This window comes from Paenibacillus chondroitinus NBRC 15376 (assembly GCF_004000765.1).
Lineage (GTDB): Bacteria > Bacillota > Bacilli > Paenibacillales > NBRC-103111 > Paenibacillus_E > Paenibacillus_E chondroitinus.
In genome coordinates this window covers 1-14,088 of the sequence record NZ_BILW01000079.1, presented here as the reverse complement: position 1 = coordinate 14,088, position 14,088 = coordinate 1, and the positions used below count along the sequence as shown (strand labels likewise).

Annotated in this window: 18 protein-coding genes and 1 pseudogene; 14 read left to right on the top strand and 5 right to left on the bottom strand. The window is 37.9% G+C overall.

What is annotated here, in order from left to right; all coding sequences use genetic code 11:
- The first annotated feature begins 130 nt into the window (after positions 1-130).
- The 9 genes from PCH02S_RS34775 (at position 131) to PCH02S_RS34735 (ending at position 6,865) form a co-directional block, all read left to right on the top strand.
- Complete coding sequence (locus PCH02S_RS34775; protein ID WP_127458683.1) at positions 131-643, top strand: AAA family ATPase; 513 nt, start codon at positions 131-133, stop codon at positions 641-643.
- A gap of 466 nt (positions 644-1,109) precedes the next feature.
- A complete protein-coding gene (locus PCH02S_RS36650) occupies positions 1,110-1,253 on the top strand; it encodes a hypothetical protein (protein ID WP_246069428.1) in 144 nt (47 codons plus the stop codon).
- A 534-nt stretch (positions 1,254-1,787) separates the two neighbouring features.
- Entirely contained in the window at positions 1,788-2,570 is a 783-nt protein-coding gene (locus PCH02S_RS34765) for a hypothetical protein (protein WP_127458681.1), read from the top strand.
- Between the two features lie 2 nt (positions 2,571-2,572).
- On the top strand, positions 2,573-3,031 hold the full coding sequence (locus tag PCH02S_RS34760; protein ID WP_127458680.1) for a hypothetical protein: 459 nt from the start codon (positions 2,573-2,575) through the stop codon (positions 3,029-3,031).
- A gap of 47 nt (positions 3,032-3,078) precedes the next feature.
- Positions 3,079-3,639: a CBO0543 family protein gene (locus PCH02S_RS34755; RefSeq protein ID WP_127458679.1), complete on the top strand. Its 561-nt coding sequence runs from the start codon at positions 3,079-3,081 to the stop codon at positions 3,637-3,639.
- 825 nt (positions 3,640-4,464) lie between these two features.
- On the top strand, positions 4,465-4,950 hold the full coding sequence (locus PCH02S_RS34750; protein ID WP_127458678.1) for an NUDIX hydrolase: 486 nt from the start codon (positions 4,465-4,467) through the stop codon (positions 4,948-4,950).
- The gene (locus tag PCH02S_RS34745; protein WP_127458677.1) at positions 4,947-5,690 is read left to right on the top strand and encodes an NUDIX hydrolase; all 744 of its coding nucleotides are present in this window, start codon (positions 4,947-4,949) and stop codon (positions 5,688-5,690) included. The genes PCH02S_RS34750 and PCH02S_RS34745 overlap by 4 nt, the downstream gene beginning before the upstream one ends.
- Positions 5,691-5,725: 35 nt before the next feature.
- Positions 5,726-6,277: a histidine phosphatase family protein gene (locus tag PCH02S_RS34740; RefSeq protein WP_127458676.1), complete on the top strand. Its 552-nt coding sequence runs from the start codon at positions 5,726-5,728 to the stop codon at positions 6,275-6,277.
- A 126-nt stretch (positions 6,278-6,403) separates the two neighbouring features.
- A complete protein-coding gene (locus PCH02S_RS34735; RefSeq protein ID WP_127458675.1) occupies positions 6,404-6,865 on the top strand; it encodes a GNAT family N-acetyltransferase in 462 nt (153 codons plus the stop codon).
- Positions 6,866-7,831: 966 nt separating this feature from the next.
- Here the strand turns inward: PCH02S_RS34735 and PCH02S_RS34730 are convergent.
- A complete protein-coding gene (locus tag PCH02S_RS34730) occupies positions 7,832-9,097 on the bottom strand; it encodes an IS110 family RNA-guided transposase (protein ID WP_127458674.1) in 1,266 nt (421 codons plus the stop codon).
- A gap of 187 nt (positions 9,098-9,284) precedes the next feature.
- Here PCH02S_RS34730 and PCH02S_RS34725 point away from each other — a divergent pair, with 187 nt between their 5' ends.
- From PCH02S_RS34725 to PCH02S_RS36055, 3 genes are all read left to right on the top strand, one after another.
- A complete protein-coding gene (locus tag PCH02S_RS34725; RefSeq protein WP_164819845.1) occupies positions 9,285-9,539 on the top strand; it encodes an NUDIX domain-containing protein in 255 nt (84 codons plus the stop codon).
- Positions 9,540-9,896: 357 nt separating this feature from the next.
- Positions 9,897-10,331 (top strand): hypothetical protein, encoded by a 435-nt coding sequence (locus PCH02S_RS34720; protein ID WP_127458672.1) that lies wholly within the window; start codon positions 9,897-9,899, stop codon positions 10,329-10,331.
- A 380-nt stretch (positions 10,332-10,711) separates the two neighbouring features.
- Positions 10,712-10,948 (top strand): hypothetical protein, encoded by a 237-nt coding sequence (locus PCH02S_RS36055; protein ID WP_164819844.1) that lies wholly within the window; start codon positions 10,712-10,714, stop codon positions 10,946-10,948.
- Here PCH02S_RS36055 and PCH02S_RS36645 read toward each other — a convergent pair.
- A pseudogene (locus PCH02S_RS36645) lies at positions 10,910-11,050 on the bottom strand (tyrosine-type recombinase/integrase); the annotation flags it as partial. The gene PCH02S_RS36055 and the pseudogene PCH02S_RS36645 overlap by 39 nt on opposite strands.
- 615 nt (positions 11,051-11,665) lie before the next feature.
- On the opposite strand from PCH02S_RS36645, the gene PCH02S_RS34710 reads away from it, so the two are divergent.
- Positions 11,666-11,944, top strand: a complete 279-nt coding sequence (locus PCH02S_RS34710) for a GNAT family N-acetyltransferase (protein WP_127458670.1) — start codon at positions 11,666-11,668, stop codon at positions 11,942-11,944.
- A gap of 388 nt (positions 11,945-12,332) precedes the next feature.
- Here the strand turns inward: PCH02S_RS34710 and PCH02S_RS34705 are convergent, their stop codons facing one another.
- Both PCH02S_RS34705 and PCH02S_RS34700 read right to left on the bottom strand, forming a co-directional pair.
- A complete protein-coding gene (locus tag PCH02S_RS34705; protein ID WP_127458669.1) occupies positions 12,333-12,563 on the bottom strand; it encodes a cold-shock protein in 231 nt (76 codons plus the stop codon).
- Positions 12,564-12,625: 62 nt separating this feature from the next.
- Entirely contained in the window at positions 12,626-12,826 is a 201-nt protein-coding gene (locus tag PCH02S_RS34700; RefSeq protein WP_127458668.1) for a cold-shock protein, read from the bottom strand.
- A 374-nt stretch (positions 12,827-13,200) separates the two neighbouring features.
- Between PCH02S_RS34700 and PCH02S_RS34695 the strand changes: the two genes are divergently transcribed.
- Positions 13,201-13,563 carry a hypothetical protein gene (locus PCH02S_RS34695; protein ID WP_127458667.1) on the top strand — a complete coding sequence of 121 codons (363 nt, stop codon included), beginning with the start codon at positions 13,201-13,203 and terminating at the stop codon, positions 13,561-13,563.
- A 106-nt stretch (positions 13,564-13,669) separates the two neighbouring features.
- Here the strand turns inward: PCH02S_RS34695 and PCH02S_RS34690 are convergent, their stop codons facing one another.
- On the bottom strand, positions 13,670-13,873 hold the full coding sequence (locus PCH02S_RS34690) for a helix-turn-helix domain-containing protein (protein ID WP_127458666.1): 204 nt from the start codon (positions 13,871-13,873) through the stop codon (positions 13,670-13,672).
- Positions 13,874-14,088: the final 215 nt, after the last annotated feature.

The following is a 14,088-nucleotide window of genomic DNA, read 5'->3' as shown; positions in this document are numbered from 1 at the left end:
TAGTTGAACATTCAACAAGAACAAGGCTGCCGGCAATGTGCGGCAGCCTTTCGTTCACCTAACGGGAGTTTAGCGTCAGATAGAAACATCTAATATAATGTGCTTATCCACTTGAATGGAGGGTCTAACCTTGGGCATTAGGAATTATTTGATTGGAGGCGTTTCCGGTGCTGGCAAAACTACGGTCTGCAACGAATTGCAGCGGCGCGGCTACCATGCCATTCATGGTGATCGTGAATTGGCTTATCAAGGCGATCCGGAAACTGGTACCCCAACGGATGGTTTTAAACCCGAACACCACATTTGGCATGTAGATAAAGTAAAAGCTTTGGTCGCCAATCAGGATGAGGAGGTAACATTCTTCTGCGGTGGTTCGCGGAATTTCCCCAAATTCATTGATCTCTTCGACGACGTGTTTGTTCTTGAAGTCGACTTGGAAACCAGTCTCCGGCGGATTGATGAGCGAGTAGCACTGGACCCAACTGATTGGGGTGGCAGACCAGAGGAACGGGAAATCAGTGCACGAATTTATCAAACGAAAGAAGGCGTTCCCAAAAACGGGATTATAATCAACGCCACCGCACCGATCGCGCACGTCGTTGACGAAATCCTCCAACAAATCGAAGCGAATGAACGCCAATGACAGTAACTTATGGTCACTCACGGACAGCACCTGGATACGACCACTGCGCTAACGGGAGACGTTTGTTCAATATACACTCCTGTGGGAGGCTGTCAGAATGATCGGCAGCCATCATTACGTTAATGCAATGACAATGAAATGATTGCGACTACGAAAGCAGATGAGTCGCTTTTTTTGTTATCGGGCCATCAGTAAAACGTCAGTCATAAATTTAGGAGTAGAATGGTAAAAATCAGACTGTGGCTAAATGGAATTATTGAATATGAGGAGGTAACCATGATATGACGTGCTCACTAAACCATCAGAATGTCTCTGAGGCGCCAAGGAGAAAGTACTTGATCTAGTACCGAGTCAAGCTATCCGCACTCGATATCAACCATATTTAGAACATAATGGAGAAATTTGTTATATAAAATATGTAACTGGGTCTGAATTTGCTGTAAAAGTGCAAAGGGAGGTGTAGACCATGAATAATCATGCTCCTTTAGATTATGAATGTCCTATTTGTTTACTTCTTCAAGGAAGAGATAACAAAATTTCAAAACAGTCGGACATCGTATATAAAGATGAGTATGTTATGGCGTTCATTTGTGTTAGCAAAGGCATTTAAGAGCGTTTATAAATGTGAAGGGGTTTCTACAAGACAACATAATGAACCCGCTGGTAATCAAGATACATGGCATTACCATCTACACGTATTTCCGAGATATAAAAATGACAACATGTATAGGAGTGAAGGTCGCAAGACAACCATTGAAGAAAGAATTGAGTATGCTGAAAAATTACGTACATATTTCGAAGAAAGATCATTGCGCTAACGGGACACGTTAGTTCAGGAACTATTCAATGAGGCTGCCCGAAATTGATCGGGCGGCCTAATTAAGTTATTGGGCAGTTTTGTTTGGTTAAACTGCGGCCAACTTTAATACGAAATAGGACTTTTTTTGAAAAAAGGCTGTGTAAATTACCAAAGAGTAATTTATTCGAGTAGATAGAACCAAAAACTCAAGGGGCACCTCCTCAGGGCGGGATGTCGGAGAAGCTGCTCTTTTTAACATTATGCGATAGTGCAATTCCCTCGAATATTTTATTCTGGTAAAAGGAACCATAAGTTTCAAAGAACTCGATATATCGAGGAGGCACTATGGACAATTTCAGGACTAAATACCGGAATAAACGGTACATCGCCCATGTTAGCATTTTAGGGACAACACAACTGCATAAACGTAATCCAATTACACTAGCCTGTTGGTCAATGGCTTTTCCGGGTTTTGGACATTTACTTCTAAATAAATATTTACGTGGGTATGCTCTGATTCTGTGGGAGATGTTTATTAACCAGAAAGTGCATTTAAATTTAGCCCTGGTTTATACTTTTAACGGTCAATTTCAGGCAGCCAGAGATGTATTAGATCCTAGTTTCATGTCACTTTATATCCCAGTTTATTTATTTGCTATCTATGATAGTTATCGAACGGCTGTAGATATGAACAAAATATATCTTTTGGCCCAGAGGGAAAAAGGGCGTTTTAATGAGTTTACAATTGGAGCGTTAGAAATCAACTACCTTGATAAACGTAAACCTTGGGTAGCTGCTGTGTGGTCCATGGGAATTCCCAGTCTTGGTCAAATGTTTTTACATCGTATTGTCTTGGCTGCATTTATATTAATAAGTACAATTGTGATTATATGGAATTCAAATTTCATCCTAGCTATACACTATCTTATCTTAGGTGATGTGGACACCTCTTCATCAGTCCTTGATAAGCAATGGTTATTGTATTTCCCATCCTATTATTTTTTTACAATTTATGATGCCTATATAAACACTATAGAAAACAACAAATTGTTTGATGATGTTCAAAAACAATATTTAATAGAAAATTACCAACCAGTTGGGCATCACATCACTATTGGAGATAAATAATCATGCAAATTATCGCGACATTCGAGTATTCAAACTTCATTGAAATAGCCATTACAGAACTTGAGGAGAAGGGAATTACAGCCATATACGCAGTACCGCTCGATTTGCGTAAAAAAGAACCCAGACTTCTTGATAGTATCCATAGAGCTGACGGACTGTCATTCATAGATAAAGGTATGATTTTTGCCTTTATGCTAGCAACCATCGGTGCCAGTAAAGGGTTTGTGTGGCAAGGCGGACCAATTATTTGGGGAATTGTCGGAGCAGTTTTAGGGTTTCTTTTGGGTGTTGTTTTGAATTGGTTAATTTACCTTTTGAAAAGAGAGAAAAATCAGCTTCAACTTAAAAAGGGCAAAAGGGGAGACGTCGTACTAATTGTTACGTGTGAAGATCATCAGGTATCGGTTGTAGAAGATATACTCTGGGATCATAGAGCTTTTGGATTGGCTATAACGAAATAGGCAACAACAGATATCAATATGGATACAATAGAGGAGCTGCGTCTTGATTGTCATCTCAATATCCTTCCTTTGATGAAATAAAAGCTGTTGAACATAAGCTTTCTGAAATGAGGAGTCAATATTATTTTTACCATGACCTATTTTCAGCTCAATGGTGGCTTCTTCTATTGCTTGCCATTGCACCTTGGATCGTATGGTGGAAGATCGTAGATAAATCAAGAATTAAAGAGATTTTACTTTACGGAGTTGTACTTTCTACAATCGTTGTTCTACTTGATGATATCGGTGGCGAACTAGGGTTATGGTCCTACCCTTATCAAGTTTTACGTTTAATTCCCCGACTCAATGCAATTGATTTTTCTGTTCTGCCTGTAATCCATATGTTAGCATATCAGTATTTTAAAAGTTGGAAAGCCTTCTTAGTTGGCAATGTGATTATGGCTCTCCTGTTTTCATTCATCGCTGAACCCATATTTGTCTGGATTAATATTTATGAGATGGATAATTGGCGATATATTTATTCATTCCCGATATATATTATTAAAGCATTGTTTGTTAGATGGTTGATTGAATATACTTACAAAAAAAGCAATCTAAAAAATAAGTAACCATTGAACTATCTGGGAACGATAGTTTCAACGTGTCACTGTTTTTATTAATTTGTCATATGTATTTCAAAACCAATAAAGTTTTGAAATAAAAAAGCGTTCACTTAACTCTGGGTGGACGTTTTTTTACTGAATTAGAGCATATGATTAGCCTTTTAATTGCAGCGGCGGGGGATTAAGCTAAGTGAGTATACGTTAGATAAACCAGTATGACGTGGTGTGTGTTAAAATATGGGAGGGGACAAAGTGAAAGGGGATGATACCTTGTCAACCCACGTATATTTAATAACTGGAGCATCAAATGGGCTTGGAGCTGAGCTTTCAAAACAACTTTTATTTAGAAGAAAATAGTGTGTTTTGTTTATCGCGATCTGAAAATTACGACGTCAAGTTCCAAGCCTCAGGGTACAGATATAGTTTTCAACCCATTGATCTTAGTCGTGCGGAAAGCATTTCTTCTGGATCGGCAAATTATCCAGCTAAATGTTTGTTTAATAAGAAATCAAGACGAGGCTTGCGGCATGAATCGGCAGCCTCGTTAAAGTAATTGGAGGAGAGTCTCATCATCTAAACGAATATTTCAAATATTAGAACCCAGTGTGGTTATGGGTCTATATGATGATTATGAGGATGATTTCGGTGTTCCATGGATATTTCCATTATCTTACTATAAGAAGATTGAGGATTGAACTTACGGATACGATAGCTCAATACACACCTAGGATAAAGCTGCCGGTACGATCGGTGGCTTTATTACGTTAATGGGCATTTTGGAGAAACTTTCCAATAGGTGGAAGCGTCAAAGAAATCGAAGGAGTGATCTGTTTGGAGTACCACGTTCCTAAACACTGTATTTCGGTAGCAGGTATAGTCACCAATGAGAGTGGTGAGGTATTGTTGCTTAGAACACATTGGCGTTCGGATACCTGGGAAATGCCAGGAGGGAATGTCGAATTAGGAGAACCACTCGACGAAGCAATTTGCAGAGAGTTCCAAGAGGAGACCGGCATCGTTATTAAGCCAATTGGAATAACTGGTGTTTATATGAATACAACGAAACAAGTGCTGACTGTATGTTTCAGAGCTCAATATATTAGTGGGGAAATAAAAATACAAGAAGACGAAATAGTCGAAGCTCGGTACATAAAAATCGATGAAACGAATATTGAGGAATACATAACAAGGCCGCAGCAAAGATCAAGATTATTAGATGCAATGAACGCAAAATGTCTTGTACCCTTTGAAGCCTGGGAAGTAAACCCCAGTTATACATTGTTACATAGATTGGAAGGGGATATGAACAATAAATGATGATTAAACCGATCCCTAAAAGTTTACAAGTAAAAGTTGATCGTGAAGAGCTTCACCTTCCTTACACCCTTCAAGAATCAATAAATACCTATTGGGACTCATTAACAAAAGAAAAACCATACCTTACTCGAGGCGAAATATATTCAATAAGTCATACGATTCAGTTTGAAGAGGAAATGAAGATAACTTTACAAAAAACTGATTATGTTCATTTTTTATACGCTAAACAATTTAGTGTCAATCATAAATACAAGTGCCGTGGAGTGGTTGCGAATGGTGTTATCCTCACAAAGGATGGATTTTTTGTGATTGGTGAGATGAATACACATACCTCCACTCCGGGAAGGTTGCAGTTTGTCGCGGGGGGCATTGATAAAAGTGATATTCAGGGGAACGTTGTTAATATGTTTGAGAACTTGTCGAGGGAAACACAAGAAGAAATTGGAATTGATTTGACCAACTCTAATGTGGTTTCTAGGGTAACGTCTAAATATGTTATACATTGGCAATCGATAGCTTTGATTTACCTTATTGAGTTATCCATTGATTCCCATGAACTAAAATTGCATTATGATAGCTTCGAGAGCAAACTCCATAGTGAAAGCATCATCCCAGAATTTTCATCCATTGTCTTTGTGCACGCAAGGCGGATATCCGAATTCTTAAAAAACGACCAAAGAAGTAAACTCGATTTTTTGCCCAAAGTTCTTGAACAATTAAGTGAGGAATTGATTCAGTAACAAGGAAGAATGTTTAGTATTTCAAGGAGGATTATATGAACACCATCATCTATATGGTTAGGCATGCTGAATCACCCTACAATGAAGGAACAGAAAGAACAAGGGGACTTACCACTAAGGGCAAGGGCGATGTTGAAAAAGTTACAGAAATTCTTAAAGAAGAAGGAATTGATGTCATTGTATCTAGCCCGTATAACCGAGCAATTCTGAGTATTGAGGGATTGGCACAAAACTTGGGATTAGATATCGAAACATTTGAAGATCTCAGGGAAAGGGATTTTGCTAAAGATATTATTGAAAATTTAATGTCCGTCATTAGTGAGAAATTTTATGATTTTGATTATTCACTACCTGGTGGGGAGTCTAATTCTGAATGCCAGAATAGATCGATATCAGTGATAAAAAACATATTAAAAGAACATTCTGGGAAAAAAATAGCTATTGGAACACATGGACTTGTAATGACATTGATGATGAATTATTTTGATTCAAATTATGGTTTGGATTTTTTAAATCAATTAAAGAAACCAGATATTTATAAATTAAGTTTTGAAAATTTAGAACTAAAAGAAGTAATAAGATTGTGAAATGGGGATTTTTGATTAAGTTAACGGGACACGATAGTTTAATGCTATATAGAAGAAGCTTCCGCGAGACCGTACTAGTAGCTTCATAATATTCCTAGACCAGGACGAGGAGGATGAGGATGAGAGATGGCAATTGTACGATTAGCAACATTAGACGATGTAGATGAACTTGTTCAAATGCGTTGGGATTTTTCTATAGAGGATTACGGAGTTAGTACGGTTAGGTTCAGTGAGTTTCACCATACTTGTAGTCAGTTTCTAGTTAAAGCCTTTGAAAGCGGGGATTGGTATATTTGGTTAGCAGAAGTTGAAAGAAAGATAGTTTCACATATGTACGTACAGTTGATACATAAAGTACCGAGACCGGGGAAAACTCGAGATCCTTACTACGGATATGTTACTAATGTCTATACTCGTCCAGCTTTTAGAAGCCAAGGCATTGGAACAGAAATACACATGGAAATGGAAAAATGGTCCAAGGAAAATGATGTAGAGTTTCTTATTCTTTGGCCAAGTAGCAACAGCGTTGAGTTCTATGAAAGAAATGGATTTGCTCGATGTGAAGAAGCAATGGAAAAACATTGGTGATGACTTCAAATAGAAATATTATTTTCAATCTGCCTTAATGAATTAAGCCTATACTAATAATCAAGACCCCCTTTAAAATATATAACTTAGATTCGCGGCCCTTTGCTGTGGGTCTCTTTTTTTATTCACCTAATTGGTCAGATTAGCTGAAATGTATAACTACGTAAGATAACATCATAATTAACAAACTCATATTAAAAGTGGGGGAAAGATTGTGCGAAATTATAAATTGTTTTCAAATTGGTTAAATCATATTTGACAGCAAGGCTTTCCTGAAGGAATAAAAGCATTCAATTTTAACCTATACGAAGGTTCAGATGAGTTCGATGAGAATGACTCAGACTGGGCTTGTACCGACTATTTTTCTTCGGAACAAAATATTTGCTACATAAAAAGAACAGAAGATATTGAACAATGGTAACAAGGTTTAAACCATATTCAGATGTTAGTAGAACGTTATCTTAAAGAAGGAGAGTATGCAAACATCCTAAAAAGTGTGTCTGCAATTGGAATTGGGTTTGTAGACGGAGATATTGATATTATATTTTGTGCTTAAAATACAAGCTTTTCTTATGAACGATTGCTAAACTCCCTCGGTATGATTTAATTTCCTCACGCAAGCTCGTCTATTCGCAGGATTTCATCCTTTAGGTTTCGATGCTGAATGAAAAGGAGCGAGATATATTTAGGGTGTTTCGTTAAAAGGGCATGCGGGAATAGAGGTGGAGTTGAATCACCCAGTTCATTCCAATTACTGCACGTATTCTCCACGGTGCCCTTAGCGATTTTCACTCCCATGTCTCGACGGGTCAATAGCCCTTTCATTCCTTCGTCACATCTATCTAAGGGGTGGAGGTCGGTCTTTCTAACGGAATGGGTCGGAGCCCTTTTGTTTAACGTATCCCGATACTCCGTGCTTTCTTTGTCTCCTGCGAATACGCCAACTTGCGTGAGATAAGGTTTATGTTAAGCTGCTAATGCAAAGATTTTATCGGGTTTGTATGCGACATCACTACGAGCCATTCCTACTAAGAGTCGAGCTAGCTTACCACATAGCTTCATGATAGACTTCATCTTTTTAAGCTTTTTCACCTGAACATTGTAGTGATGTAAGGCTTTAAATTCTTGGTTACTCATGACCATGCACATCGTAATTAAATAGAGAAAGTGACGTAGCCGTGGACGGCCTCGTTTACTGAGCTTCAGTTGTCCCTTCCATTTACCCGAGCTTGCTTCGGTTATATTAAGTCCTGCATGACGGAGTAGAGCGTTCCCGTGCGCATAACCTCGAAGATCTCCAGACTCTCCTAAAACACCAGCTAGAGCAATTGCACTTATTCCAGTAATGGCAAGGATTTTGCCTGAGTAGGGGATACGTTCAACAACGTCTTTGGCTTCTTTTTCGATCCTCTGCAGTTGTTTAGTTGCTAAGTCGTGCTCCTCTAGGAGCTGCTCTAGATGGAGCTTGTAAGCATGTGTTGCCTGCCTAGATCCAACCGTTTTCTTGGCCAGATCGATGAGTAGATGAGCTCTACGCACACCTGAATGCCGTTTCATTGATTTCTGCCATCCTTTAATGACATCGTCAGGACTTAGTTTACATAGCTCAGCTGGGAGCGGAAATAGCCGAAGGGTTAACAGTGCACCTTTGCAAGTTAAGATCTTAAAAACTTGTCTCAGTTCAGGAAAGACAATGTCGACCCAGCGGTGGATCTGGTTAACGGCACTTACGAGTCTTTTAACGACCGTTTCTCGGTTAGCCATAAGCACTCGTAGCTCCTCGTATTCGGAAGAATGGAAGCGGACAGGGGAGTAGTAGCCGTTTTTCACCATGTCGGCAATAACTAAAGCATCTTTTTTGTCGCTTTTAGAGCGTGTGTTGTCGCGGTTTTCTTTATTCTTTTTAACTAGATGAGGATTAACAAGTACGGCTTCAATGGCTTTGTTTTTGAGCCACCCGGCAAGGCTTAGCCAGTAATGGCCAGTCGGTTCCATACCAACGATGACTTGAGATAATTTAAATGAAGCTAGCAAGTCGCGAATCCAACGGTCGAGGGACTTGAAACCATCCTCGTCGTTACTAAACACTAAAGGATTACCAAGAGCGACACCTCGAAAGTTAACCGCTCTGGCAACGTGGGCCTCCTGAGCAATGTCTACACCAACAACAATATGATGAAAGGTAATGTTTTCAATGAGTTGATTTTGCTTATCTTGTGATTTAAACTTCATAGTAGAGCGTCCTCCTGGATGATGGAATTAAAGGGCTTTTGACCCGTTGCGTACTTCCATCGTACCGAGGCGCTCGTTTTTTTACAAAGCTGAAATTTATCCATCTACAGGAATCTAACGGAGGATAACGCGGTGATATTTGGAAATTTATAGTATAATGAAAGGAGATATTTCGAGGAGGGAGTTTATGTATCCGCGTGCCAATGTCCTAGGTATTGTAACTCGAAACAAAGAGGTACTTTTTGAAGAAAAGTTTGGAAAGCATTCAAAAGGAACGGGTTCTTATTACAGACCAATAGGTGGAACAATTGAACTCGGGGAACATTCACGAGAGACACTGGTAAGGGAATTTTATGAAGAGTTGGGTGTTGAAATAGCGATTAAAAGCTATGTTAAGTGTCTAGAAAATATTTTTAAGGTAGGTGAGAATATAGGACATTAAATAACACAAATATATATCGTTGAGTTTATTGATTCAAATCTGTACGAATTAAGTCACTTTAATGTTACTGAAGGAAAAGAAATTACCAGTGCAAAATGGGTAACGGTTGACGATTTTGAACTAGGTAGACGAATTCTTTATCCAGATGGCTTAACAGATTTATTAAAAGACATTACATAAATTTGAACTGAAAACTAACTTAAAACTATAGTTCAATCACGACATGAGGGCAGCCGGCACACTATCGGCTGCCCTTGTCCGTTGAAGTAACGGGCAGATTACTTCCAATATGTGTTAATATAAAGTTGGACATATCAAGAATGTAATTGTTTAAAACTTTATATTTGGGGGATTTTTATGCAACGAATATCTGAAGAAGATGCGCGTTTTTATGGTATCGAAACTAAGTTTGACCTTATGGAAAATGGGGAGCGCAGATTTAGATTAAATTGTTCAGTGGATGGAAGTTCGTATTGTCGGACAGTAGCTGCAGAGATGGGTGCTTGGCAGAATAGCCATTATCATAAGTTAGTATCAGAGCTTTATGTTGTTCAATCAGGATGGATTGTATATGCAGAAAGAAAAGAGGCAGAATTACATTTGTGCATATTAAGAGAAGGAGAAAGTGTGACATTCAAGCCATTAATTCATCATAACATCTTTTTATCTTCCAATTCGGTCATACATACTATTAAATATGGTCCCTCCGTAGAAAATGACTGGTTCCCTTCCTCTGAGTTAGACAAGGTGACTAAACACTTGGATCCATATAACCTTTTTGTATTGGGCTAACGCAGGAATGATAGCTTAATTAATACAGATAGCTGAATACAATACAATATGAAGTTACCACAAGACATTCCCGGCAGCTTCTTTAAGCTATTCTAAGTCCATCACACTAAAAGCTGCGAACGAAATAATAAGCATATTAAACGGAGAACGTTTGTTCAATATAAAGTAATGGAAGACTGCCTGATCTGCAGCCTTCCGCGCACTTGACGAGCAGATAATTTTACTGGATGTTAAATCTCTAAACCTAAAATGTCTTCTCAATAGGGAGCATTATGAAAGTTGTTCTTAGTTTTCTGTATTATTGATTATATTAGCTCTGATCTATGATAAGAAAGAAAGACAATTCAAATGCGACAAATAACGTTTTTAGGAGAACTGCTATGAGAAAATATTTTATTAGTTGTTTGATCACATTTTCGGTAGTTACTCTTTGTTCCTGTACTACAAATAATCAGGAGCAAAAAATAAATACTACATACACCAATGAATCAACCACACCTACTTCTACTCCTATAGAAAGATTAACGAGTACAACTCCAAACGTGATTACTGACCAATCTCCAAAAGCGACTGTTTCTACTTCTCCAACTATTTCTGCTTTTTCCCGTTTGATCTAGGTATTTAAGGTATTTTAATACAGGGATCACAGGTAAACCGTCCCCATCTACCAACATATATCGTTTGATGTTTTCTTCTAAGACAACTTCTTGTACTTTCATAGAATTTCACCACCCAAAACATAAATGATTACGCTCGGTTTAAACCTCGCTACGCCTCCCGCTATGGGCTACGTCCTCCACAAATCAAAACAAATGTTCTATTAATTTTCACATTATATACATAGTAGATACTATTTTCAATATCTAATTAACATATCTATTATATATAAAAATAGAGGTAGTATGATCTCATATTGAACATACTAGCCTCTAATAATTATAGTATAATTAACGGAAAATAAAGTTGTAGACTGGCCGTAGGCATTAGGCTAACGGGCAGGATACTTCCAATATGAGTTAAAATATAGTGTGAAGGTCAGACTTTTGGCAGGAGGGAATTCCGATGAATAGGTGGGCCGGTGCGGCAGTTATTTGTGTCAATGATAGACAATTACTTATGGTACTTCAAGATAAACCAGACTTATCAATATAATGCCAGGTGATGTGATTTATTTCTGGGTGAACCAAATTTCCGACGGCTCTTTCGATACCCTGTATACGAATATTATGATTGAATATTTAAATTAAAGCTGCATTGAAATTAATATTTATAAAAAAGGGGCAGAACCAATAATAACATTGGTTCTGCCCTAAAAAGGTTATATTCCAGCAAAGATGCTGAATTTATTGACTTGTGGCTTCCATTGCTGGTATCAAGGAGAACGATCTAGAGCTGAAATCGGATTTGAACTAGCAAAAGGATATTGGGGAAAAGCAATAAAACAAGAAGCATTGGAGCCTGTAATAGATTTTGGTTTCACACAAATGGGCTTAGTCATAATTGAAGCAACTGTTGAGCAAGGAAATGGCAGATCTATAAACTTACTTCGAAAACTTAATTTTGTAAGAGATAGTGAATCAAGAGAAAAACTAGTTTATTATTACTTGCTATAAGAACTTGGGGATCACGCTAACTGGGATTTCTGACCTTCGATTCGAAAAGGCTATATAAAGGAGGCAACCAAACAAAAGGCATCCCCCCCAAACAGTGAAGAAGAATGAAGAAAAAACGCAGGAAACCATTATCAACCACGAACTCTTTTTAATTGTCCTTGCAGGTCGAGTGTAAGAAGTCATTTCTTTAATTATGATATACCATCCCTTTCATTACTTGTGTCATTCTTTAAATTGCTTAAATTGGCTGCATTAGTCTGCAAACCCTGTTTGGAATAAAAATTAATAATGTCATCAATAGTAGAAAATGCGACATTAACGTTCGAATTAGGTGTACTTATGTTGATAGAAAACCGCTTTTCTGATGTAGTAACATCTTTATTTTATATTATGAGATTAGTCTGCCTTTATGAAGAGACTTCTTATTTTTATTGGAGTTAGAAATGATAGGGAGCATTTTTAAGCTACTAATCATAGGAGAAAGGCACTGATGGCAAGTTGGGATGAACTCAAACGAAAAATTGTCCCGAATCCACCCCTTACAATTTTCGTTATTACATTCCCAGACTTTGGTGTTTTCCTGAACGAGATCCTCTAGCGATTTTCTTCGAAAATACATAGTTTTCTCCTCCTTAGATAAAAAACTGCCCTTAACACTTGTTAAGGACAGTTCACTGTGAATTACAGTTTTATAACATTTTCGGCTTGAGGACCGCGGTTGCCTTGAGCTACATTAAATTCAACGCGTTGTCCTTCGTCCAACGATTTGAATCCATCCCCTTGAATTGCGGAGAAATGAACGAATACGTCATTTCCGCCCTCCACTTCAATAAATCCAAAGCCTTTCTCTGCGTTAAACCATTTCACTGTTCCTGTTTCCATAATAAAATTACCTCCAAATTGTTATTAACATGCTTTTTTAAACAAAAAAAATCACACATTGAAAAAGGTACCATTACACAAATGATCACTTTTTCAATATGTGAGTTTATGTTAGAGCTGTTTATAAACCAATCTTAGCACATAAAAGTGTGATAAGCAAATTTATATTATTTCTCCTTTACCTATATGACAAATGTCCGGCGAACGTTCGTTCAATATAAAATACAATGGGAGGCTGCCTGCACGATTGGCGGCCTTCACTCACCTAACGGGCAGGTTAGTTTGGTGACTTCCTTGAATAAAGAAAGGTAAAGTTAATTAATAAATTGGCCGTATCCGCTTTTGGTTCGGCAACTTCAGAAAGTAGGCCGGGTATGAAGCTCAAAGGAACAATGACTGAACAGGCATATAGGAAAACATTAATAGCCTCGAAAGTTCATTTGTTCAATGATATATCTATGCGAAGGTTCTTAAACATTATTAAAAAGACATTTCCCGCAATGAAGACAGCACACGTTTTATCTTGGACACCCGAACAAGGTGAGGACATAATTAGCTTTCTTGTGGATACCCAGACAGTTATTAAGATTGAACTGGACCGTTATGATGATACTATTGCTCCGATAGTTAATGTGTATCCAATTGAAATGTGGATGAAGGGACTCAGTAAAATGTATCAGATAAAAATCGCAGTAGCATTGGATCTAGCTAAGAGCGATATATCACAAGGCAGTTAAATTAGGGTAGAGCGCTCCGCTAACGGCGAACTACAGTACAATAATGAAATAAGCCTACTTCTTATTAGAAGGTAGGCTCTTTTTTTCATCGAAATTGACGGATAGTTTACTCTGTCCTTTCAATTAATTGCTCGATGCCTTCGAGATCAAATACTTTCATAAAGGCTTCTAGGTGTATAGGCGTCCAATGTTTAGCCTTATTCTTAGAGTAATCGTCCACTGTATTCCAACGAATACCGGTCAGCTCACTTAATTGCTTAACGCTCATATTTCGTGCTTGCATTAGCTTATCAATTTTTAAATTTAACAAATCTAATCACCTCTAAACTATCATACAATATCTCTCGAAAAAACCCAACGAAAAACGTTGATCGATCTATTGTTCATTTGTGATTCAACTATCAGGTGGAGGTTTTATACGAAACAAATGATATTTGAGTTGAATTGCGACAGCGAAGGCAACTGGCATGTTCACAGTTAACAGTCGTAGATAGAATTCAAGTTGGATGTATAACGAATTGTTGA

Excerpts from the sequence above, each read along its gene's own strand:
- PCH02S_RS34710 (WP_127458670.1), top strand. The coding sequence starts at position 11,666 with ATGCTGAATTTATTGACTTGTGGCTTCCATTGCTGGTATCAAGGAGAA.
- PCH02S_RS34740 (WP_127458676.1), top strand. The coding sequence starts at position 5,726 with ATGAACACCATCATCTATATGGTTAGGCATGCTGAATCACCCTACAAT.
- PCH02S_RS34765 (WP_127458681.1), top strand. The coding sequence starts at position 1,788 with ATGGACAATTTCAGGACTAAATACCGGAATAAACGGTACATCGCCCAT.
- PCH02S_RS34705 (WP_127458669.1), bottom strand. The coding sequence starts at position 12,563 with ATGTATTTTCGAAGAAAATCGCTAGAGGATCTCGTTCAGGAAAACACC.
- PCH02S_RS34720 (WP_127458672.1), top strand. The coding sequence starts at position 9,897 with ATGCAACGAATATCTGAAGAAGATGCGCGTTTTTATGGTATCGAAACT.
- PCH02S_RS34735 (WP_127458675.1), top strand. The coding sequence starts at position 6,404 with ATGGCAATTGTACGATTAGCAACATTAGACGATGTAGATGAACTTGTT.
- PCH02S_RS34730 (WP_127458674.1), bottom strand. The coding sequence starts at position 9,097 with ATGAAGTTTAAATCACAAGATAAGCAAAATCAACTCATTGAAAACATT.
- PCH02S_RS36650 (WP_246069428.1), top strand. The coding sequence starts at position 1,110 with ATGAATAATCATGCTCCTTTAGATTATGAATGTCCTATTTGTTTACTT.
- PCH02S_RS34760 (WP_127458680.1), top strand. The coding sequence starts at position 2,573 with ATGCAAATTATCGCGACATTCGAGTATTCAAACTTCATTGAAATAGCC.
- PCH02S_RS34745 (WP_127458677.1), top strand. The coding sequence starts at position 4,947 with ATGATGATTAAACCGATCCCTAAAAGTTTACAAGTAAAAGTTGATCGT.
- PCH02S_RS34725 (WP_164819845.1), top strand. The coding sequence starts at position 9,285 with ATGTATCCGCGTGCCAATGTCCTAGGTATTGTAACTCGAAACAAAGAG.
- PCH02S_RS34695 (WP_127458667.1), top strand. The coding sequence starts at position 13,201 with ATGAAGCTCAAAGGAACAATGACTGAACAGGCATATAGGAAAACATTA.
- PCH02S_RS34700 (WP_127458668.1), bottom strand. The coding sequence starts at position 12,826 with ATGGAAACAGGAACAGTGAAATGGTTTAACGCAGAGAAAGGCTTTGGA.
- PCH02S_RS36055 (WP_164819844.1), top strand. The coding sequence starts at position 10,712 with ATGAGAAAATATTTTATTAGTTGTTTGATCACATTTTCGGTAGTTACT.